Origin of the sequence: Spirosoma pollinicola, from assembly GCF_002831565.1 — a bacterium.
GTDB lineage: Bacteria > Bacteroidota > Bacteroidia > Cytophagales > Spirosomataceae > Spirosoma > Spirosoma pollinicola.
This window is the reverse complement of the sequence record NZ_CP025096.1, coordinates 2,398,665-2,421,153: the sequence shown is the minus strand read 5'-3', so window position 1 is coordinate 2,421,153 and position 22,489 is coordinate 2,398,665. Positions and strand designations below refer to the sequence as shown.

Here is a 22,489-nt window from a genome sequence, read left to right as displayed (position 1 = left end):
ACAACTCAATGTTGTAGCTGCCTTTTTTATTGCTACAACAATACTACAACTTTCAACCATCTACCTTTTGAACGTTTCGCGTTAATGATGAATAAAATCAAAGGTGAGCATATACAGTAAAACTATTGAACTTTGCTGTTAGTATGCATGCATACTAATTTTTTCGTCAGCAAAGATACAACTGATACAAATCGGAACAAGAAGAATATATGCTATTTTAGCACTTCTTAGAAGTGTAATGATTACTGAATAGACCCAAATTCAACTGGTAATAGCATACCGATGAAATCCCTTCTAAAGTGCCAACATGGAATTAAGCTATATCCGCCATCTCTCGGACTTTAGTAAATATAAACTACAGGCTACGCGGACTAGCAGAACCGTTAGTCACTTTCCTTCGTGATCGAAACGGATTGAATAATAGGATATCTTGCGATGAAATAAAGATGAACGTTTATACGTGGACAAGCTAAAACCATATCAACTGTTTTATAGCTCTTTAACAGTATATAATTTTGCAGTAGTAACAGATGTCTACTGTTATGGAGAATTTATAAATCAGCAATATTATAAAAGTCAGGTAATTGTAGCAGAATATTTATTACAAAACTAAAATAATAAATTACTGATTGACTCCTCTATTGCACTATGATCTGTTATTTTTGATGAAAGCCATAAGATTTTCCCGATGGGTATCTCCTATAGGAATTTTATCATAATCTTTTTCAAGTGGGTACCGATTTATAAGTATCTCATTGCCAGCGACTTCATATATATATAACTTTGATACAATATAACTTTTATGAACCCGTATAAATATATCTTGTGGAAGCTCATCCTCGTAAAATTTAGTCAATGGTAAATCACCAGCTGGCACTATTTTGCTACTATCTTTAAGATATATTTCTATCGCCTGTGATTGGCTTCGAATGAATCTAATATCTGAAAATTTAATTTGCCGGAATGAATAATTTCCTCCTGTAGCAGCTATTTTTAGAAAAATAGAATCTTTCAATTGAGTAGCAGCAGATGGGCGATCATCCGGTTGAAATGACGGCTCAGGTAACTGGTAAGCTTTATGAACTGCTCTGATGAAACGTTTAGGAGTAATTGGCTTATGTAGTAATGTAACAATGTCGTATTCATATCCTTTAAGAGCATATTCCTCATGGGCAGTCATAACGATTATCTTGAATCTCCCGCCAAACATATCGATTAGATCATAACCATCGTAAGGGAAGGCAGGCATCCTAATGTCCAAAAATATCAAATCTATGCCATCCAAGCTTCCATCTTGAAGAGCAAGTAGTGGATCTTTGAAGATCTGTTTTAAATGCAGGTAAGGTAATCCTTCGATTAACCTAACTACACTATCAATCGCATGTTGTTCGTCATCGATAATAGCTACACTGAGAGTCATATTTTTATAAGTCAATTGTCAGTAAGACAGTGTATGAAGTAGGTTCGTCCAGAATAGATAATTCATAGCGTCCTGAATAAATTAAGTTCAACCGGTTACGAGCATTTCGTAAGCCCATCTGAGTTGAAGCCCTTGATCCCACTACCCGCTTCCTCTTTTTGTTATAAACTCGAAAAGTAATTCTAGTGTCAATTGTCGTTAACCGTATATTTAAGGGACTATTCTCATTTTCAATATCGCCGTATTTTAGAGCGTTTTCCACAAAAATATCCAATAAATTAGGGGCAATTTCTAAATTTTCGAAGGATCCTTGTGGCTTGAAGTCAACATGATTAAGGGGATGAATTAATTGATCGAAACGTATATAATCCTGTAAATGCTCAACTTCATCAATCAATGCAACATTATAGTTATTGTTGGCTTTTGGTAGCTTATAACGCATCATCTCGCTTAATAACAAAACTGCTTCCGCTAAGTCTTCTGAATGTTGTTGGCTTTTAGAGTAAATAAATGTGAGGCTGTTAAATAAAAAATGAGGATCGATCTGGTAAGTTAAGGCTTGAATCTCAGCCTGTTGCTTCATTATAATTTCGTTAGTCTTGTCACGATTTATTCCATTCGTTCTCTCGGCAAACGCAGCAACACCAGCGCCTATAAATAGAGGCAAGAGTAATTGTTCAAATAAAGTATGTATCTTAAGCAGGGAATTTGGATCTTTAACAAATATATCTGTATCAATTAAAATGACTGATAACACCCCATCGAAAAATACTAGTCCCATTATTATTATAGATATATGTTTACCTCTTCTATTCAATATATATATCAATACTGCCATGTTAATATAAAAAGAGAGTAGAGTAACACCAATGAGAATAGTAGCCAACATTATAGAGTGAATAATAATAAATTCATCCCATAGATAGGTAATTAATACAAACCAAAAAAAACTGTGAACTAATTTATCTCTGTGAATGGTCAACCATTCTACAAGTTTATGCTGATAGTAGAATAACTTACTAATCCCTTTTTGTAACCATTCTGGGCGGCCAACAACTTGTTTTCGTATCCCATACAAAAAACTAAATAACGACAATATCAAAATCACTATCAAATCATTAAGAAAAAATGAGGAGAATACAAATCTATATTCGTATTTATCCTTATTAAATATATCTTTCTTTAAATTATTTCCAATTTCAGTAGGTAATAAAGCAATTAATTGTTTTACGAGAGGATCATTATTTATCCGCTTTAACGAATGTGTATTTATAGTATTATCCGTCATTACAACCATCCACATCACATAGCATACAAAAATCCACAAGAAAGGATAATTAATTTTATTTTTAAAAAATTCTTTGTATTCTTTTTTCTGTAGTAGTGGGACCACATCAAAAGTAAAAAAGCATACATAAACGACGCTTGCCAACATAAATATACATGCCAACGGAATAATGTATAAAAGTGGTATGATTTCTTTAGTACTGAAGTCATCGAATGTATATGCTGTTAAAAACAATAAAGCTATTATGCCTATAAATAAGTATCTATTGCTCTTTAAATGTAGTATCCGTACTGCTGCCCGCCACATAAGTAATTCAGTAAGTTTGTTGTCTTCAGTAAATGTAGTTTTCACTTGATATGCCAAAACTATATGCAAGGCGGTTAGATAAAGAGTCAATCATCTAAACTATCCATAATTTACTCTAAACACCTACTTATTAAACACGAACCTAGTGAGCTATTTTGAACTCTTTATTTTTTGATCTGACCAAGTTATGCCTTATAACAGGATGTTTGAGTTACCATTGATAGGATTCTAATAGTTCATTTTTTGAGGACAGCAGTAAATATTCCCTTTGGGCTATCGGATCACATCCACCGATATTCAATCGTATGCTGTCTAATCAAATTCCTCAGTCAGAAACTGACAGGCGTCTTCATTGCGAGCAAATACAACATAACCATGCACTGAAGCAGTTTATCGATCACTACGCTGATGTGTCAGGGAACGCACTACCAAACTCCTATCTTACTAATGCTTTTGTTTATCAGTTCTACAAAGGCGGTGAACCTGTTGCCGGGTTTATTTTTAACACGATTGAACAGAATCCGTTGCGATACTTTTTTTACCTCGATAAGCCGGTCTATAAGCAACTTCTAATTGAGGAAGATATAAAAGAGTCTGATATCCTCGAAATTACAGGAAACTGGAAGTCTTCAATCTTGAGTATACCCGAAACAATATACTATTACGCTAAGATGATTGAGCAAGCAACCAATCATGCAAAACAACTCAACAAACATCTTCTTTTGGGCGGGTCAGTTATAAAGCCCGTTAAAAAAATTCAACAAATGCTACTTTCTCAAGTTATTTATAATGGCCCTATCAGTACTGATCATCAATCACTTGTGAAGAAAGAAATGCCATTGTTAAAACTCTATATGTCGCCTGTGAAGCACATTCGCTTGCGAGTGGTTGTAGTGTTGATAAAACTATTCTTGCCAAAGTTTTTAAAAAACGTAATGAATAAGCTTTTGAATCGCTAGCACCTTGAACACTGCATACAGGCTCCATGACAAAGCCAAAATGAGCTTTATGCAGAGGTCACATTAACCAAGCAAACCACATTTCTTTAGATATATAGCCACATCACGAGCCGTTTTTGTGGGCAATGCCTCACCAAACATCTCTTTGGCTTTCATTAAAATACTCTTATTATAAGAATGCAAAGTACTAAGGGCTATTTCAGCTTGCTTTGCTAACACATTTGCGTTGACATTTGCTTCACTCGTCTCAGCATATAATTTAATAAGTATAATTTCTTTTGGTGTGAACAAATTATTTTGCTTAGGTAGGGTAGCAAAGGTACGTGACGCCATACGGTTCAGAGCCATTTCGATAGCTGGATCAAGATGAACAAAACGCGGATTTATCGGCTCGTCCTCATAGGTCTTGAGAATGATAAACTCAGAAAGGTAAGCAGTAATCAGCCCTGATTCACTGATTTGCCATGGGGAAATAGTTCGTTTGGTTAACAACACCCGACCATCAGCACAGGTAATTGGGACGTTCGCAACAAACTGTGGCTTTAAGAAGCTGAGTATAGCTTGATGCGATAGGATGAAGGTTTGTTTCCCTAGTAGTGTGATGAATTGCCGCATACTGCCTCCAGGAATAGTCGCTAAATATTGTCGAAAACTGAAACGCTCGGAGTTAAAGCCAATCTCTTCTAAGCCAACGGCCTCAACGATTGACAGATTAATGAAGTCAACTATAAAAAAAAATTGTTCGGGCCTTCGACCAATTCTCAACGTGTCTAATTCCTGCTGTTGCCGTTCCCGTGTCACTTTTAACACTAAGTTTTTCGAAGCTGGAAATAAGTTACTAACAAAGGTTTTGAGTTGCTGAAACTCCTGTTCAACATTTGATTTGTCACCTGTATAACTCATAATCAGATGGATAGATAATAGGTGTGTAAAAGCAAATTTATTGATTTAAGGAGAGTACTATACAAAAAAGAAATATTTTTCTCCCTAAGCTAGGGAGTTCTAAATACATTCTAAAGCTGATTTTTGATTGGTTTTCAGTTCAACTATTCACTTACTATCCACATCTTTTTCATCATGCTTAACATTATGCCGGTTCGTCGCTCTAAGAGATGAGTTTAGTCCATAAACAATAGCCATCACAATGTTCAACACCGTGCGAAGGACAATTCAAAAAATGAACGCTGATTTTTTGTAACAACTTTAACAAGCGATAAAGCATATGGATTTGCTAGCTACTTGTCTTGTATTAACTTCTAACTTCTAACTCCAATGAGTCTTTTCAAAAAAATGGGATCTGCCATAGGCACAGCTGTTGGTTCAGTTGCAGGTGCAACAGAATACAGATATAGAACGCTGATAAACAAGGAGGATAATCAAACTGCAAAAGAAAATGCCGCTAAAACAAAAATGTCAGTAAGTAGCAAGGTTGGTGACACCGCTGGCGATTTACTGGAACTGGTAGGGCCTGTAGTCACAACAGCCGTTACCTCCCATTTTACTGGTAAAGTGTTGGGAAAAGGAAGTTCTTTAAAGAGATTAAAGTAACTGGTATAATCACCTAACGGAAAAGTAAATTTCTTTTAATTTTTAATTTAAATCCTTTTTATGGAAGCCCTGAAGTTAGAAACAACCGTATCCATGTTTGCCGCTCAGTTAAGCGAATTGACTGACATCCACGATGTAGAGCCCTTAAACGACAGCGACTACAATTGTTTAGCCGAAGTCCGTGACGTGCTCAAAAAGCATGGTAGGCAAGAACGATTTGGAGTGACGCTCTTGCACAAGCACTTCGACCTCGCCAGCGATGAAGTACTGGTTGAGTACACCGACGTTGCTAGTCGAGTACAAACAATCAAGCCTGAAAAGAAAGGCTCTGCATTACTGAACACCATTGAGACAAGCTGGGTACTAGGTGATGGTGAAAGAATTGCAATGACTATCTGTAATACCCGTTGCTGGAAAGATGTACACGGAAACCATAATAGTGATCATGTTTAACTATAATCCAATGAACCCATTAACCTTAGAAGCAACTGCTACGCAGTTAAGCGAATTGACTGACATCCACGATGTAGAGCCCTTAAACGACAGCGACTACAATTGTTTAGCCGAAGTCCGTGACGTGCTCAAAAAGCATGGTAGGCAAGAACGATTTGGAGTGACGCTCTTGCACAAGCACTTCGACCTCGCCAGCGATGAAGTACTGGTTGAGTACACCGACGTTGCTAGTCGAGTACAAACAATCAAGCCTGAAAAGAAAGGCTCTGCATTACTGAATACTATTGAGACAAACTGGATACTTGGCGATGGCGATCCTAAGTCCTCATTGGCTTGTGTTCGTTACTGTGCAAATAATGTCCATGGTAACCATGACTTGTTCCATAAGTAATTTTATCGTGTAAATTCTAAGGCCACTTCTTAATTTGAAGTGGCCTTTATAAATTCGTTTACTCGACTTAAGCGAATATAATTTCCATTCAACGAGAAAACTTTTCAATTACATATAGTCTGTTACCTTGTTCAGTTTCATTTTCTCTGATTACCATTTAACTATGAATACATTTAAAATTCTAACACTTATCGGAGTTTGTAGCATAGGTTGGTTTAGCATTTTGAGTTGCTCAGATAATAATAAAGATAGCTTTTCGAATGATTTAGCTCATGATCTCATAAGTACATTTAATATTGGATCGGGCAAAAAAGAAGCACAAATTACTGATGTGCTAACGTACAGCAATCCAAATAAAGGTATAATTGCCACCATAGGCGGAGCAGATCCAACTGAGATACCTTTCATTAAAGATGGATTATCAGATGGCTTCCATCAAAGAGGAATGATCCAACTAAGCGCCTATAATTCTGTATTTGGCCAATTTTCAAATCAGCAGCTGCATTTAAACCGAACTGCTCATATTGTTCCCAACACGACTAATTGGATTGATTATTTATTTTTCCACATATGGGGCGTCATTGTGAATGATAGTGGAGATCCGATTAAAGTGAACTATGCATTTAGATGTGATAATTCTTCAGATCTTAATCCATTTGACCTCAATACAATTAAATTAGTGGACGGACAAATACAGGAAGGACACGATTTGTATGATGTGCAGTTGCACACGCACACTAAAATACAAGCTTCAGTGAAGACCTCTTCCACACATACTTCAAGAAGTTGGCTAGGAAGAATTTGGGACTCATTGACAGGTGGGGTTTCGATAAGTGAAACTGTTGAAGTGAATTCATCAAGTAATATAACCCCAATTAAATTATTAGCCGGTGACCACCTCAGTCTGCAAGCAAATGGTCAAATTAAGTTAGGCATGTTTGCGGGAACGGGCGGGCCAGACGGCATTGATGATGGATATGAATCATATAGTAAAATTCCATCATTTAAACACGGTGCTCTTATCGGCCGAATTGGTTATGGAGAGTGGTTTCTAGTTGGCTCTGAGCATGAGTTGGATGTACAAACAGAAGGTACATTGTACTTAGTGGTTAATGATACAGACTTGGGGAATAATCAAGGAAGCTATACAGTACAATGTCAAATTAAGCGATAAAATAGATTCTCAAAAATTTTCATCGTTAGTCTAATACCATTCATCACCTTCACTAAAAACAGGTGGTTACGGCCAAAGTTGTAACTACATTTTGTGTGTTACATCAATTCTACTTTCAACTACCTGACTCTCTATACTTCTGCATTAATTACGAATAAAATTAAAGTGCAATATCTACTGTATAGTATAAAAATCCAACATTAGTATGTACACATACTATTTTTCCCATCAACAAAAGATACAACGCATGGTAATCCGAACAAGGGCACGCGCATGTTATTTTAGTACTTCCGAAAACGATAATGATTACTGAATAGACTTAACATTGAATGGTGATAGCATACCGATGAAACCCCTTCGAAACCATCAATATGGAATTAAGCTCTATCCTCCATCTCTCGGACTTTAGCAAATACAAGCTACACGCTGCGCGGAAGAGCGGCACTGTAGAACCTTTAATCGCTTTTCTTCGTGATCGAAGCGAATGGCACCAATGGAATAGCTGGCAGAGAAACAAGAACGAGTTTAACCGCGACAGGATCCTGTCGCTGATCGACTTCTATCCTGAACACGGTGAATGGCTATTCGGTGGCATATATGAGGTGCAGGAACGTGGCCCTGAGAAAAACGCCCATAGCTATGTGGTGAAACTTTTAGATCACGGACAAGATTTAATTGGAAGACTTAAACTGACCGGTTCATTACCACGCGGTCGAGCGTTTAAACTTGAAACCTTTTACGATAACTTCAAAATCTCGGAGCTATTGAGAACGCCATACGCCGGTAAGGTTTTTGATGGGTACGAAAAGGTATCTCTGGATTTGTCTATGTTAGAGATTATTTATAAAAACAATCGCACTGACTGGAAGACCGCACTTGAAAGTGTGAAAGGTATTTATCTCATTGCGGACAAACTAACAGGTAAACAGTACGTTGGTTCGGCGTATGGTGATACAGGTATATGGGCGCGGTGGGCCTGCTACGTGAATACAGGCCACGGTTGGAATAAGGAACTGGTCAAATTGACGAGTAATGACCCATCCTACGCACGAACAAATTTCAAAATTACGCTTATCGAATGCTGGCCGTTCAAGACGGATGATAAGACGATCATCATCCGTGAAAATTTCTGGAAGGAAGCTTTTCTAACAAAACAGCATGGTTATAACAGTAACTAGTCAGACGGGCCTTTGATGCTCCGCGCATCCCAAAGGTTGAGATTCTGAATCGACATGTAAAATATCTGTTTTTAAAACAGCGACTTTTATGTTCCTCAAGAAACTGGCAGACTTTTTTACGTCTAAAAAGATAGATGAAGATACATCTTCTCATTCGAACGATGTGCCGCTCCGGATAGATGTGACCAGACTACCTCTTTTTGAGGAGGTTGATCCAACGGTACGTTACATGATAAATGAACACCAGCAATTTATCAGGGAGCACATCACTTTTATAAATCTTTGGATAAAAGAACAGAAATACAATTCGGCAGCCAACAAATTTGTGCGACTCAAGTGGGTGGATTACCTTAATTCTGAAATTCCCAAATTTGAACAGAATGCAGAATTAATGTCTGTTGTTAGAACTCTTCCACAGCAACCAAATACGACAAGCCTGCATTGCCCTTTTCGTCGGGTGTATCCATTTGATAAGTACAATAAGTGCATGTTCGAACTTACCGATGAAGGTTACAGGCATATCGTTACTGCTCCCTATATGCCGAACCGTGCTTATAGCATGGGAGAATCGTGGCGAACGAGAGAAAAGACACCTGATGACGAGACTTACTTTGACACTGCACTTGAAATCATCTTTCACTATTACCTTGTCGGATTTGACAAGGTTGACCATCCGTCATTTAAACGTTCCAAGAAAGACTAAACTTAGGATGGCAGCTTGAAATACTTGGGTTGGTCACTTCGGAATATCTGTTGTGTCTTAATGAATTCAACCAGATCTGTTTCAGTCGTGAGGAAGATGATCTATATTTATTGCAACTTAAACTGCGCTGAATAAAAATATTCACCTGAGTATGCAAGTTATCTGTCTCGAAGATAAAGCCTTTTATGCCTTGATTGATGAGGTCGTTGCGCGGTTGAAAGAGAAGCAGGGGCAAGAGCTGGATAAGTGGGTGTCTGGTGAACAGGCCATGCAACTCCTCAACATCAAATCAAAGACGACGTTGCAAACATTACGTGACGAGGGAAAAATCCGCTTCTCCCAGCCGCAAAAGAAAATCATTTTGTATGACCGGGATTCGATTAATACCTATCTTGAACAGAACGCCCGTAACACTTTCTAACGATGGAAGAACAGGACACGGTTGAGCCGGAATACCTGAAAGGGTTCAACGAAGGCTACACAATCGCCCAGCACAAGCCGGAACTGGCCGAGAAACTGGCCAGCATCGACAGTGATTTTATTCGTCTGGTTGGCTTTAAAGCCGGTCGGGAACAATTTCAGAAAGAACAGATGCGAGAGCGCTTGCCGTCCTGGTTAAAGGGCGACCGTTCAACCAGAGAACAGGGCAAGACAGACAAAACAAAAGGTCGGGACATCGAACCCGACAGAGAGTAACGTTTAGTCCCGGTCCTTATCCTGTTGCCGGTCCCGCACAGGGGCAGGTGATTTCTCAATGTTTTCTCTTGCCTTCGTGTAACCAAGCGATAGAGAGTAACGGGCTGACATCGACATTTCTGATTTTGCCGGTTTTTCCGGCTTCGGTGCATCCTTGCGTTTAGTCGCTCGCTCCACCAGTTCAGCATCCATGTAATCCTGAGATTGCTCAATATCTTTGAGCGCATCCCTGTCATCTAGTCTTTCTTCCCGGCTAACTTGACGGTATGGATTCGGAAACAGCTTTTCCCGAACAGTATCCCGTACGACACGCCCTGTCTGACCATCCGTATCACGCGTCGCGTCTTCTGTTTTCGACAGTGTGTCCATTTTAATTTCATGCTGCCGGTCTTTTAGGAACAAACGGGTTCGGTCGCGTGTACCTGGTACGACACGCCCAATCGAATAAGGAGGATTATACTTGATCGTTGGTCCCTGTTCTTTTGGGATATTATTTATCTGATCTTCGAGCTGTTGCACATGTTGAATTGTGTCATCCAGACTCTCTTCAACATGTTCATATCCCGCCGGAAAAACGGGCTTTTTTTCATCCGCCTTGTTCATGTTTTTGGCTGGTTTTGATTGTAATTTCTTTGTGATTCTGCTAAGATAATAAACAGTTAGATAATTTGCCACAGGATGTAAGATGGCTTGGTTGCAAGATGCCGGAGAGATACAGTATAGCAGTAAACCGAGTGATTTTGCCGAGGCCGTCACAGAAGGTCGCTTGCATGCCATCCATTGGGACGACTTTATAGCCGACGCCACGACCCTGACCCATTTGAGGGAAACGGGGAGGGGGCTGATCGAAATCAATCTTGGCTATTTGCCACCTGATGACGTGATGTTGCCCTACGAGCCCTACCTGCGTGCTCTGGTACAAGGCTATTGGCAAGGCACAATTGCCGAAGACGATTTTTTTCAGCAGGTGGAACATCACATTAAGATTATCCGCAATGCCGATATGAAACACAATGTCAGTCCAGTGTATGACGACGCCATCTATAAAAATTACAACAAGACATTCTCGACCTACGGTTATGCTGTAAAGGACCGGCTAACCAGATTTTTAGGTTACGTGCCGCAACTTGAGCATTCGCTGATCGCTGAAATGTGGATGCGGGACATTATGGCCGATGATACTTACCATCTGCCAGAAGAAATGACGCCGGATGACATTCGAGCTTTGACGCTCATTAAATACCGCGAATTCCTGTTAAAAGATGGACAGGCCGAGGCTGATAAATCGCCACTTTTAACAGATATGATTGCCACAGCAGCTTTAAAACAACGGCAATAGTCGTAAATTATCTGACCAGCCCGGGCAAGATTACCCTTTTTGCACGATGACCGCTGCGCCGATAATATAAAATTGCTGTCAAACTTGATTTATAACTTGTAGCATGTAATATTACATGCTACAATAATATTATGATTGTAAGTTTCCAGCATAAGGGGTTGCAGCAGTATTACGAGGAAGGCAGTGGCGCAAAGTTACCCCCCAATACTTACGCAAAATCAATCGGATTCTTGACCAGTTAGATGCTATAACGTCAATTAGTGATATCCAGCAGATGGGTTCAGGCATCCATAAATTGAATGGGGATATGGCTAATTTTTGGTCGATCAAAGTGTCCCCTAATTACCGCATTATTTTCCGTTTCGACAACGGCGAAGTAAGCGACATTAATTATTTGGACTATCATTAGGAGGGTAAAACCATGGTAAAACGAGCTTTACCGCCTGTACATCCAGGCGAAATTTTACGAGAAGACTATATCAAAGAGCGCGGTTTGACGATTACCGAAGTCGCTAAAGGCTTGGGAGTACCCCGTCCGAATCTATCGGCCATTCTCAATGAGCGGGCTGGTATTAGCCCAGAGTTGGCTGTGAAACTATCCGAAGCGTTCGGAAACACAACGCAGTTTTGGGTAAACCTACAAAAAAATTATGAAGTATGGCATGCCGAACAGAAAGTGAACCGCTCTCTTATCCGTCATTTTTGGGTTCAGGAGGATGATATGCGATCGGCAACTATTTAAAATTTGATAGCGAAAAATTTTTGTAATTTTTACAAAGGGAATGTTAGAGAAGAAATATAACTATATTGATCTGTTTGCAGGTTGTGGAGGCCTTTCATTAGGGCTACATAACGCAGGGTGGAGAGGTGTTTTCGCAGTAGAAAAAAGTTTAGATGCTTTTTTAACTTTGAAACATAATTTGATTGAAAACAAAAAACATTTTAATTGGCCAGAGTGGCTACCGAAAACGAATTTAGAAATTGATAATTTAATTCAAAATTATAAAAAAGAACTAAAAGCCTTAAGAGGTGAAATAGATTTAGTTGCAGGAGGGCCGCCGTGCCAAGGATTTTCTATAGCAGGACGTAGACAGGAAAATGATATTAGGAATAATCTCATTAAGTCATATATCGAGTTTATAAAATTGGTACAACCCAAAATCATTTTTTTTGAAAATGTTAAAGGATTTACCATGGATTTTGTAAAAAACAAAGATAAAGGAATCGCCTATTCAGAGTACGTCGTTAGTGAACTTCACAAAGCAGGATATTATATAAGCAAAAATCTAACTAATTTTGGTGATTTCGGTGTGCCTCAAAAAAGAGTGCGATTTTTGCTAGTCGGGATAAGAGAAGATATTGGGAGATCAAAACCTGAACTTATTAATGGTTTTTTTAAGATTATTAATGAGCAAAAACAATCTTTTCTTGAAACACTAAATATAACTTTAGAAACAAATTTGGGAGATGCAATATCAGATCTAAATAAAAATTATGGTGTTATAGATTCACCAGATAGTAAAAACTTTAAAGCTGGAATTTATGGTCCTATTAGTGGCAGTTTCCAAGCTTTAATGCGCGGAAATGCTGAAACATCAAATATTGATAGTCACAGGTTTGTGAACCATAGGCAAGATATAATTGATAAATTCGACTTTATATTGAACAATTCAGCAAAAAACAAACATATTGATGAAGTGATTAGGGAAATGTTTTCAATAAAAAAACACAGAATTGTAGTTTTAGATAGAATGCATAAATCTCCAACTATTACATCGCTGCCAGATGACTATATACACTATAGTGAACCAAGGATTTTAACAGTAAGAGAATATGCTAGAATTCAAACCTTTCCGGATTGGTATGAATTCAAAGGGAAATACACTACAGGTGGTGAAAGAAGAATACGGGAAGTGCCAAGGTATACTCAAATAGGAAATGCTATACCACCATTATTTGCTGAACAAATTGGAGCAATTTTAAAAAATATTTTTTGATGAATCAGTTAGATCAACTTACGTTTAAAATAAGCACAGGATTAAAAAAAATTATTGGTAGGGATCTAATTACAGACGATTTTATAGCCGTCTTTGAATTAGTGAAAAATTCTTATGACGCTTACGCAAAAAATGTAAATATTATTTTTAATAACGACTATTTAATCATAAAAGATAATGGGAAGGGTATGTCGTTAGAGGATCTTAAAAACAAATGGTTATTTGTTGCATATTCCGCAAAAATTGACGGAACTGAAGATAAAGAAATAGAAATTAAAGACAGTAACTATCGAGATAAGCTCAATAAACGATATTATGCAGGTGCTAAAGGAATTGGCAGATTTTCTTCAGATAAACTTGGGTCAAGACTAAGACTTATTACAAAGCAAAAAGGTAGTGATACTATAGAACAGCTTGATATAGATTGGGGAGATTTTGAGGAAGATTCCTCAGAAGAATTTGCAGATATTAAAGTAGATCACAAAACCTTACCGAAAGAATTTTACAGCGATTTCGGACATGGAACTACAATCGAAATAACTGAATTACGTTCGTCTTGGGATCGTATCAAAATTAAACAACTAAGACATTCATTAGAAAAATTAATAAATCCCTTTGCTAATTCTGAGAGCGATTTCTCTATATCTATTGAATGTAAAAGAGAACTAGAAACAGACAAAAAAGAAAAAATAGCCAGAGATAAAATCAATGGGCCTATAGAAAACTTTATATTTGAAACTTTAAACGTTAAAACGACACAAATAAACAGTGTTATTGATAAAAACTTTATAACAACTAAATTAATTGATAGGGGCACGCCAGTATACGAGATAAGGGAACCCAATTTATATTATAATTATTTAGAGGATGTGAGGTACCAACTTTTCTTTCTGAATACTGCCGCTAAAAATAATTTTACTCGCCAGATGGGCCTTGAGCCTATTAAATTTGGCTCTGTATTCTTATTTAAAAATGGTTTCAGGGTTTACCCTTTTGGTGATCCAGGTGACGATGAGCTTGGAATGGATCATAGAAAGCAACAAGGATATGCAAGATTTTTAGGAACAAGAGATCTTTTAGGTAGAATTGAGATCTTTACTGACGACCCCGAACAGTTTAAGGAAGTTTCAAGTAGGGATGGAGGTTTAATAGAAACCGAAGCGTATGAACAGCTTGTCTCGTCTTTTTTCGATAAATGTCTGAAGCGTTTAGAGAGGTACGTTGTTGATGTTCAATGGAATTATAAGTTAGATCGCAATCTAGGAGACGACAAGGATCAAGAAGACACCAACATAATAGAATCTTCATTAGGTGGTCGTACTCAAATCATAGAAATTATTAAAAGGTTAGCTGATAATAAAGAAGTTGAAATTATATCCTATAATAAAGATTTAATAAATGTGCTTGAAGGAGATATTGGAAAGGTCTCTGATAAAGTATTTAAATCTTTAATTAAGATAGCTGACAAGACGGAAGATAATACATTCAAATTACAAGTATTAACGGCAGAGGAAAAGTATAATAAATTAAAACAAGAAAAAGAAAGATCAGATAGGGAAGCTGAAGAAGAAAGGAGAAAGCGAAAGGAAGCAGAAGCAGAGGCAGAACAGGCTAAACAAGATAAGGAAGAAGCACAGAGGGAAAGACAACAGGCAGAAAAAGATAAGCAGAGAGCAGAATTAGAAGCCAAGGAAAAAGAATTACAAAGGAGAGAAGAAGAGTTAAAAAGAAAGGAGGCTGAACAAAGGGCAATTGAAGCCGAAAAAAAGAGAATATTAGAAGAAGAAGCTCGAAAATATGCTGAAAAGGCTAAAGAAGTAAAAGAAAATCAAGTTAGATTTCTTCAATCAGTTAAGGCAATTGAATACGATGATATTAGAGACTTAAATCATATAATTGGAATTAATTCTGATAATATTAGAAAAAGACTGCTTCTTTTTAAAAGGAAATATGATAAAAACTCCGACATCTCTAAATCAGATGTGCTAGATTTTATAAAAAGTATTAGTTTAGCAAACGACAAAATAAGAGCTATTGCTACTTTCACTACTAAGGGTAATTTCTTAAAAGCCGCTAGTGATACAAACGGAGATATTGTAAATTTTATAGTTGAGTATTTTGAAAATATTTACCAGTATTTATTTGATGACTTCAATGTAAGTTTCATAAATCCAAGAGTTGAATTTATTACTCACTTTAAACCAATTGAAATTTCAGTTGTGTTAGACAACTTAGTAAGTAATTCTAGAAAAAAGAAAGCTACTAAGTTACAAATTGAATTTATCAAAAACGACGATAGTTTAGTGATTATTTTTAGAGATTTTGGGAAACCGCTTGATTCTGCTATCGTTGATTGGAAAACGATTTTTGAAGAAGGGGTTACAACTACAAATGGTTCAGGCTTAGGACTTTCTCACGTAAACAAAATCATAAAAGATATGAAAGGTAGTATTTCTGTTAATACTGCTTTTAAGGAAGGATTTGAACTTGTTATAAATTTACCAAAATGAGATTAGATTACAATATTCTTTGGATTGAAGATGATCATGAGTGGCTAGACACTACAAAAAAGCTTTTCGAGGAAAGCATTGATGATCTTGGTTTTCGTTTAAATCCAACTTCTTTCAAAGATGGAGATAAAATTGATGAATTAGTTGTACACAATGGATTTGCTGATTTTGATTTAATACTAGTAGACTTCAATCTTCAGAATTCGCAGACTGGCAACACAATAATTGAAAAACTTCGAGAAAGCGAAATTTATACAGATGTGCTTTTTTATTCACAAGATATAGATAATGTAAGAAGCAGTGTTAAAGAATTAGGTTTAGAAGGCGTGTATACTTCTGGGAGAGATGGAATTGAAGATAAATTTGAAAAAGTTGTAAAGACAACAATAAAAAAAATTCAAGAAGTAAATACGATGCGTGGGTTAATAATGGCAGAAACGAGTATTCTAGATGACAAATCTTTAGATATAACTAGTACATTCATAAATGAAGGTACTGAGGCTTCATCCGCAGTTGTTGAATATATATTTAAGACAATAGAAAATTCTTTAAAAGAGAAATCCGATGATTTCACAGCGTACAAAGAACAATTCAATATAGAAGGTTTACTTGAAGATACGGTATTATTTAGTGCTATCGTAAGATCAAAGGCACTAAATAAAATTGGCAAAATTAAAGTTATTGATGAACTGAAGAACTTTACAGATAATTACTCGAAAGAAGTAATTAAAATTCGTAATGTTTTCGCGCACGCTAAAGAAGTAAAGGAAGCTGGTAAAACTACTCTGAAAGGATCTAATGAAGAATTTGATTATGAAAGATGCATTGAAATACGTAGAACTCTAATAAAGTATTCAGACCTTTTTGAACTTGTTAAAGGTAAGTTATCCTAATATTAAAAAGGCCTGAACCAAGCTAGATTACTTAGTCAATTCTCAACGTAATGTGGTGAGCCAAAGGTAGTTTTTGAAGGTTTTTTTAGTATCTTTCAAATGTGTTTCAGTGCTTTTGTCACTTTGAAATCTACAGTAATATCAGTAGCTTATTATTCTTTTGAATTCAGAAGTTTCTGCAACAACTCGTTTTTCTCCCGTTCGGATTGGAGGAGCCGTTCATAAAGTTTCTTGTTTTCCTCAATCGCTTCAAGCCATTTATCGGCCGGGTTGAAAGTCGGAAAATAATTCACGCTACCACTGTTGTCATGCAGGGTACTGGAAATAATTGTCACGGCAGCATCCTCGGTAAAATTCCTTATTGCTTCTTCAGGTATCCCCAAGGCTTTAGACACCTTTTCCAGAACCGTCGTATCCAGTATCTCTTTCCGCTCCAGTTGAGATATGGCCTGCTGGCTAAGGCCCAGCGTATTCGCAAGAACATCCTGCTTGATTCCAAGCATTTCCCGAATTCGTTTGACGTTGCGACCGTGATGTACTGAATTTGTGTCCATGCACAAATCTAAGTGAAATCACTCTGGTAAAAAACAAGCAGAAGTCTTGTGCGATACAACCAGCGTTATGATCATAGACCCTGTTTGAACGGGTAACTTTATCGCAGACAAGATCTTAAAAACTCTCGATTATGACAGCGATTCACAAGTCTGACATTCTGTTTGATGATTTTTCAATTCTGACGAAACTGGTAGATCAGAAGGTCTTCAACCTCTCATCGCCCGCAATAGACTGCGATTGTACAAGTCATCCCTCAACAGCAAACCTTCAAGATGTTGATACCATTCAAGTCTCCTCATCTGTTGATCAGGCCCATTGATGAGAATTATTTTTATGCAGTCAATTGTGCCTATCCGAACTCTTTACGGGTTCTGAACAGGGCCCAGTACGACATCATCAGGGCAATTGACAACCGGACCAGTGTAAAAGCGCTTGGTAAGCAACTTTCCATCCCGACCGATACCTTGAATGGTTTTCTGAGGCTGCTGTCGCAAACCGAGATCATCAGGTTTGACGACCAGTTCAGCGAACCGAAAAAACCAGCCAGCCCGAAATCACTGAATTTCTGGATTCACACGACTAACCGTTGTAATCTCAGTTGTAGCTACTGCTATATCTCAACCCTGAATACCACCAGTGGGATGATTGATACCACTCGGAGGCAATTGCTCAACAAGCTGGTAGAAACCGTCACAAAACGAGAACTCAGCAGCATTAAACTCAGGCTTGCCGGAGGTGAACCTTTAACCCAGTTCAAATCATGGCAGGCGTTTATTCCCGAGGCCCGAAACGCCTTAAACGCGTTAAGATGCGACCTAACATTTTCGTTTATCTCGAACCTGACCATTCTGACGGACGAGATGGTTGATTTTTCCAAAGAGCACAACATCAGTTATGGGGTATCCCTGGACGGGCTGGCATCGGATCATGATGCGACCCGGACATTCCGGTCCGGGACAGGGAGCTTCAACATTGTTGATAGAAATCTTCGTACCCTTATAGCACATAACATTCCGGTCTCCACGAACACAGTGGTCACCAACTGCAATCTTGAGGGTTTACCCGGCCTGACCCGTTATCTGATCGGCTTGGACATTCCATTCCGTTATTCCATTGTGAAGGGCGAAGCCATCGACTCAGAGTTGTTGGAAACGTGTTTGCTGACATCCTATGCCATCATGGGCGAGGCTATTCAAGGCGGCTGGCGCTTCTCCAGCCGGCATCAATTCTGTGACCTCAAGCCAAATGAACTGGGTTTTCAGACCTGTGCATCTGGCTTCTCCGGCGGGGCAATCTATGTCGACGGGACGTTAAATTATTGCCATGTTCATTTTGGCGACGAAACCCAGCTATCGCATAGCATTTTCGAAACGGGCCTTGATCTGGTAGACATGATCGAGCAGGGTAGTCACTATGAGGACATGAAGTCACCTGATTGCCTGTCCTGCCGGTATAAATCGGTTTGTACGAGTGGCTGTGCTGTGTACCGTATCAATGGCAAAGACCCTCACTGCGGTCTTTATCACAAGGTCATTCCCCTGATTTACGAGTTGCAAGCCAGAGAGCGGTTGAAAGTGCTTCAGTATTACGGGATGATGTAGCGTCTCTTTTCTCTATTCAGGAATGGTGGGTCTCTCTTGGTTGCCACAATTTCAATCTTGATCCCGTTGCTGGCCTTGCTGGCAACCTTCTTTCAGTTACATCTACAACGGCTTCATAACGAAAAGTCCCTGAAACCGTTAGGACAGGTTACCCTCAGCGATCATAGCAATATAATCGGAGTCTATCTCTACAATAACGGTTTAGGACCGCTGATAATCGACCAACTCATCTTTATTAAGGGGAATGCTATCCATGCCAGTATTAAGAATTGCCTAGATCTTGATGCTCGTTCCTATATGCATATTGCTATGGATGATCTGGCCGAACGGGTTGTTCTTCCTAATTCTCATTTAGCGATTTTTGAGAAAAATTTTGGCGATCAAGCGAATGAAATTGACCTTAATCATGTCAAAGAGCAACTAAGTCGCATAACGCTGAAAGTTAGTTGTCGGGATATTTACAATAATAGAATTATTTATGAGCGTAACCTAAAATGGTTTTCTAGGTATACCTGTACATCGGCGAGTAAAAGTGGATAAGTATTATGTAATAGAGAAAAGATAATTCAATAAACGTACAAAAGCTCATACTTTCAAGACAACCAAATTATCAAAGAGATTTTCCGCTACGTATCTGTTCTTGACTAATGTGGGTCTCTGTTAAGGAAAATTATTATGTTACTTTTAGGCATATTTTGTTTACTATTTATAGCGACCAGTTTTTACTTTACTAATAATCTTATGAATTATACCAATATTGGCACATTTTTTGCAAGAAAAATTCAAAAGTACCATTAGATAATTTTGAATACCCAAATTTGGAACTTTAAGCATTCATTGTTTTCCTTTAAAAGAAAAATGGCTTGACCAAGCTTGGATTACAATTTAAAAATAGTTGAACATTCTTTTGCTTTCAATGTTGTAAAAGTGAAGGGAGTTTACTACCTTCGCGGGCTCGATTTAAGTACCACATCCTATAACGAAAGAACGACGATGAGTGAGATTAATATTCCATCTAAAGCGAGTGCAGAAAGCTTGGATAACTTATCAGAAAGTTTCCGGCCTGCCAATGTCAAGTATTTGCTTGCTCTTGACTCCCAGTATAGTCTTCAAGATTGTATGGGAAGCGCAGATGGTATGTTAAAGAGATTAAAACTATTTGTTGAAAATAATAATTCGATAGACGGTATTGATCATCGGTATACCTCTATCAAGACTTATACTCCAACAAATAGATAAATTATTCTTTCATTGGGGGTACAATCCATTTTTAATAGTGGGTTGTACCCCTTTTTTTTTTCACAAAATATGGCAAATTCTACACCCTTAAATGAATTACGATTAATTGTAAAAGATATAGTTGATATAGTTGGGCGTGAAAAAGCTTATAGTACAGTAAATAATATATATACAAATGCTCCAGCTTTTAAACATTTAGATGAAGACGTAATCATCCAAGAGCTTGTAGATAGAATTTCAAAAAAATACGGACAGGGAAAGGTCATGAAAGTTATTATCATGGAAGACGCAGGCATTGAGGACAGGTCAATTAATGGTATGTATGCTACATATCCACATAACAACTCTATATATATTGTCATTAATGCAACAATGAATTATTGCTGGAAGAAATTTACAGTTTTGAAAGAACTCTTTCATGTGTATATGGATTTCAACGATGAAATAAGCCGGAATGTCAAAATAGTTAGAGAACATAATTATCGCATCTCGCTTGAGAAGGTTTTTGAGGAGACCATTAAATTCAAGGATTTCGATTTTTCTTCACTTGAGGACCTTTATGATATGGATGAAGAAATGTGCATAGTACTTTTAGCTACCGAATTAATAATTCCAATTTATGATCGCGAAGAGGTTATGAAGATGGTATTACAAATTGGGCAACAGCCAGTTAATTTAACTGTGAATGACATAGCCAAATCTATGCTTATTCCAGAATATATATTTCAAAAATATATCGATATGAAGGCAGTTGATTGCAATCCAAGGTATACTGAGATTAACTAATTTGAGTACAAGATAGGTAGAGATACCATATCATAACCTGTGAGAGAAATTAGGTTACTAATGATCGACTGATATGCTATGATTCTTGTCTGTAATGACAGATTGTTGAAGCAACTGATTTGAATGGCGACAGGCTTTCAGTCAGTGTAAACAGCTTTGTTTGATTCATAGAATCGCATCTTTAAAATGGGCAATCAAGCAAAGACTTGATTGCCCATTTATTTGTTTTACCATCATTAGATCGCTTGCCGGGCGCGTACGAAAATGAAAGAATAAGCTGATATAATTTTCATTCATTTCGACATTAAATGAGCGGCTCCATTAACAGCATCAAGGACAGGGTTTTGTGATAGCCTGGCATAGATAGCGGTCGAGACTTGACTTTTGTGATTAAGAGCTTGGCCAATCATAGGCAAGCTGGCTCCATTAATAGCCATATAGCTGGCCAATGTTCGCCGTAGATCATGGATACGGATGTCCGATATGCCCATACGGTTTTTTATGCGTTCAAAGGCCCGCTTGGGATCTTTCAGATGTGTCTCGGCGTCATTATCGCCGGGAAACACGTACAAAAATGGTGTGTCGAGTTTTTGATTTGCAGTTTGTCGCTCCTGCAAGATAGCTAGAGCCGTATTTGACAAGACCACGATGTTAACGTCGCCATTCTTGGCCTCGAACGCTGGAATGCGCCAACGTTTATTATCGAAGTCGATGTCTGTCCAGCGCATCGAGAGCACATTTGACTTTCTGGCTCCTGTGTAGAGAGCTAGTAGAAAGTAATCCCGAAAGAGCGGTCTCTCTGTTGACACCGCAGCAAAGAATTCTTTCAACTCGTCGCGACTTAGAAAGCGATCCCGGCTGACCAGCTTGTACTTCTGGATACCTACACAGGGGTTCAAACCTTTATGGTAGCCCTGACGGATCCCAAAGTTGAAAGCCGCGCTGACCACATGAATGACACGGTTGGCTGTCGATTTCTTGGTTACTCCGAGTTTGGTATGAAACCGCTGAATTTTCTCAGGGCTGATTTCGCTCAGGCGCATATTGCCGAACACGGGCATGATGTGGTGGTCTACGGTCTTTTTGTTATCAAGAGGCCGTTTGGTCTGGTGCAGGGCGTACTCCTGATAATAGTGATCATAGAGCTGTTTAAAGGTAAGTTCGGCCCGTTTTTCTTTTCGGTCGGTCAGCGGGTTGCCGCCCAGGGCAATCACCGAGTTGAGCCGGAGTGCTTCCTTACGCGCCTGTTCCAGGGTGAGGTCCGAGTAACGGCCCACCGTGATCCGTTGCGGGCGTCCAAGCACCTTGCGGTAAAGAAAGTAAGTCTTGGTGCCGTTGGCATTGAGCCGTAAACGCAGACCGGGAACCTTTGTATCAGCGACTTCGAAAGGTTTGTCACTAATCGACAAGCTGTCGAGATACGTCTTGGTGAAATTAATATACTCAGCCACGG

General features: G+C 38.3%; 25 protein-coding genes. 19 read left to right on the top strand and 6 right to left on the bottom strand.

The features are described from left to right. Window positions 1-646 precede the first annotated feature (646 nt). Together CWM47_RS10320 and CWM47_RS10315 are read right to left on the bottom strand one after the other, a co-directional pair. Window positions 647-1,420, bottom strand: coding sequence for a LytR/AlgR family response regulator transcription factor (locus CWM47_RS10320; RefSeq protein WP_100987900.1), 774 nt, complete (start codon window positions 1,418-1,420; stop codon window positions 647-649). A gap of 4 nt (window positions 1,421-1,424) precedes the next feature. Beyond that, window positions 1,425-3,059 (bottom strand): sensor histidine kinase, encoded by a 1,635-nt coding sequence (locus CWM47_RS10315; RefSeq protein WP_157815947.1) that lies wholly within the window; start codon window positions 3,057-3,059, stop codon window positions 1,425-1,427. A 260-nt stretch (window positions 3,060-3,319) separates the two neighbouring features. Here CWM47_RS10315 and CWM47_RS10310 point away from each other — a divergent pair, with 260 nt between their 5' ends. After that, window positions 3,320-3,973, top strand: a complete 654-nt coding sequence (locus CWM47_RS10310; RefSeq protein WP_100987898.1) for a hypothetical protein — start codon at window positions 3,320-3,322, stop codon at window positions 3,971-3,973. 63 nt (window positions 3,974-4,036) lie between these two features. Here CWM47_RS10310 and CWM47_RS10305 read toward each other — a convergent pair whose 3' ends face one another. Then, window positions 4,037-4,876, bottom strand: coding sequence for a hypothetical protein (locus CWM47_RS10305; protein ID WP_100987897.1), 840 nt, complete (start codon window positions 4,874-4,876; stop codon window positions 4,037-4,039). A gap of 369 nt (window positions 4,877-5,245) precedes the next feature. Between CWM47_RS10305 and CWM47_RS10300 the strand changes: the two genes are divergently transcribed. The 8 genes from CWM47_RS10300 (at window position 5,246) to CWM47_RS10265 (ending at window position 10,116) form a co-directional block, all read left to right on the top strand. Beyond that, entirely contained in the window at window positions 5,246-5,521 is a 276-nt protein-coding gene (locus CWM47_RS10300; RefSeq protein WP_100987896.1) for a hypothetical protein, read from the top strand. A gap of 60 nt (window positions 5,522-5,581) precedes the next feature. Beyond that, complete coding sequence (locus tag CWM47_RS10295; RefSeq protein ID WP_100987895.1) at window positions 5,582-5,974, top strand: hypothetical protein; 393 nt, start codon at window positions 5,582-5,584, stop codon at window positions 5,972-5,974. 10 nt (window positions 5,975-5,984) lie between these two features. After that, the gene (locus tag CWM47_RS10290; RefSeq protein ID WP_157815946.1) at window positions 5,985-6,365 is read left to right on the top strand and encodes a hypothetical protein; all 381 of its coding nucleotides are present in this window, start codon (window positions 5,985-5,987) and stop codon (window positions 6,363-6,365) included. Between the two features lie 163 nt (window positions 6,366-6,528). After that, complete coding sequence (locus CWM47_RS10285) at window positions 6,529-7,539, top strand: hypothetical protein (protein WP_100987893.1); 1,011 nt, start codon at window positions 6,529-6,531, stop codon at window positions 7,537-7,539. Between the two features lie 371 nt (window positions 7,540-7,910). Next, a complete protein-coding gene (locus tag CWM47_RS10280; RefSeq protein WP_100987892.1) occupies window positions 7,911-8,717 on the top strand; it encodes a GIY-YIG nuclease family protein in 807 nt (268 codons plus the stop codon). An 88-nt stretch (window positions 8,718-8,805) separates the two neighbouring features. Then, window positions 8,806-9,420 carry a hypothetical protein gene (locus CWM47_RS10275; protein WP_100987891.1) on the top strand — a complete coding sequence of 205 codons (615 nt, stop codon included), beginning with the start codon at window positions 8,806-8,808 and terminating at the stop codon, window positions 9,418-9,420. 151 nt (window positions 9,421-9,571) lie between these two features. Next, a complete protein-coding gene (locus CWM47_RS10270; RefSeq protein ID WP_100987890.1) occupies window positions 9,572-9,841 on the top strand; it encodes a helix-turn-helix domain-containing protein in 270 nt (89 codons plus the stop codon). 2 nt (window positions 9,842-9,843) lie between these two features. After that, window positions 9,844-10,116 carry a hypothetical protein gene (locus CWM47_RS10265; RefSeq protein ID WP_100987889.1) on the top strand — a complete coding sequence of 91 codons (273 nt, stop codon included), beginning with the start codon at window positions 9,844-9,846 and terminating at the stop codon, window positions 10,114-10,116. A 3-nt stretch (window positions 10,117-10,119) separates the two neighbouring features. Here CWM47_RS10265 and CWM47_RS10260 read toward each other — a convergent pair whose 3' ends face one another. Further along, the gene (locus CWM47_RS10260; protein WP_100987888.1) at window positions 10,120-10,719 is read right to left on the bottom strand and encodes a hypothetical protein; all 600 of its coding nucleotides are present in this window, start codon (window positions 10,717-10,719) and stop codon (window positions 10,120-10,122) included. A gap of 82 nt (window positions 10,720-10,801) precedes the next feature. Here CWM47_RS10260 and CWM47_RS10255 point away from each other — a divergent pair, with 82 nt between their 5' ends. The 6 genes from CWM47_RS10255 (at window position 10,802) to CWM47_RS10230 (ending at window position 16,855) form a co-directional block, all read left to right on the top strand. Beyond that, complete coding sequence (locus CWM47_RS10255; protein WP_100987887.1) at window positions 10,802-11,455, top strand: hypothetical protein; 654 nt, start codon at window positions 10,802-10,804, stop codon at window positions 11,453-11,455. 217 nt (window positions 11,456-11,672) lie between these two features. Then, window positions 11,673-11,864 (top strand): type II toxin-antitoxin system RelE/ParE family toxin, encoded by a 192-nt coding sequence (locus CWM47_RS10250; protein WP_317046740.1) that lies wholly within the window; start codon window positions 11,673-11,675, stop codon window positions 11,862-11,864. A gap of 12 nt (window positions 11,865-11,876) precedes the next feature. Further along, window positions 11,877-12,197: a HigA family addiction module antitoxin gene (locus CWM47_RS10245; protein WP_100987886.1), complete on the top strand. Its 321-nt coding sequence runs from the start codon at window positions 11,877-11,879 to the stop codon at window positions 12,195-12,197. Window positions 12,198-12,237: 40 nt separating this feature from the next. Continuing rightward, a complete protein-coding gene (locus CWM47_RS10240) occupies window positions 12,238-13,452 on the top strand; it encodes a DNA cytosine methyltransferase (RefSeq protein WP_100987885.1) in 1,215 nt (404 codons plus the stop codon). Then, window positions 13,452-15,962: an ATP-binding protein gene (locus CWM47_RS10235; protein ID WP_100987884.1), complete on the top strand. Its 2,511-nt coding sequence runs from the start codon at window positions 13,452-13,454 to the stop codon at window positions 15,960-15,962. The genes CWM47_RS10240 and CWM47_RS10235 overlap by 1 nt, the downstream gene beginning before the upstream one ends. Beyond that, window positions 15,959-16,855 (top strand): response regulator, encoded by an 897-nt coding sequence (locus tag CWM47_RS10230; protein WP_100987883.1) that lies wholly within the window; start codon window positions 15,959-15,961, stop codon window positions 16,853-16,855. The genes CWM47_RS10235 and CWM47_RS10230 overlap by 4 nt, the downstream gene beginning before the upstream one ends. Before the next feature lie 152 nt (window positions 16,856-17,007). Here CWM47_RS10230 and CWM47_RS10225 read toward each other — a convergent pair whose 3' ends face one another. After that, complete coding sequence (locus CWM47_RS10225) at window positions 17,008-17,409, bottom strand: helix-turn-helix domain-containing protein (protein ID WP_100987882.1); 402 nt, start codon at window positions 17,407-17,409, stop codon at window positions 17,008-17,010. A gap of 273 nt (window positions 17,410-17,682) precedes the next feature. Here CWM47_RS10225 and CWM47_RS10220 point away from each other — a divergent pair, with 273 nt between their 5' ends. From CWM47_RS10220 to CWM47_RS10210, 4 genes are all read left to right on the top strand, one after another. After that, complete coding sequence (locus CWM47_RS10220) at window positions 17,683-19,011, top strand: radical SAM/SPASM domain-containing protein (RefSeq protein ID WP_100987881.1); 1,329 nt, start codon at window positions 17,683-17,685, stop codon at window positions 19,009-19,011. Window positions 19,012-19,068: 57 nt separating this feature from the next. Then, window positions 19,069-19,551: a hypothetical protein gene (locus tag CWM47_RS10215; RefSeq protein WP_240625828.1), complete on the top strand. Its 483-nt coding sequence runs from the start codon at window positions 19,069-19,071 to the stop codon at window positions 19,549-19,551. A 453-nt stretch (window positions 19,552-20,004) separates the two neighbouring features. Next, window positions 20,005-20,250: a hypothetical protein gene (locus CWM47_RS38085; protein WP_157815945.1), complete on the top strand. Its 246-nt coding sequence runs from the start codon at window positions 20,005-20,007 to the stop codon at window positions 20,248-20,250. A gap of 69 nt (window positions 20,251-20,319) precedes the next feature. Then, window positions 20,320-21,036, top strand: a complete 717-nt coding sequence (locus CWM47_RS10210; protein WP_100987880.1) for a hypothetical protein — start codon at window positions 20,320-20,322, stop codon at window positions 21,034-21,036. 293 nt (window positions 21,037-21,329) lie between these two features. On the opposite strand, the gene CWM47_RS10205 is transcribed toward CWM47_RS10210, so the two are convergent. Beyond that, window positions 21,330-22,487, bottom strand: a complete 1,158-nt coding sequence (locus tag CWM47_RS10205) for a tyrosine-type recombinase/integrase (RefSeq protein ID WP_100987879.1) — start codon at window positions 22,485-22,487, stop codon at window positions 21,330-21,332. Window positions 22,488-22,489: the final 2 nt, after the last annotated feature.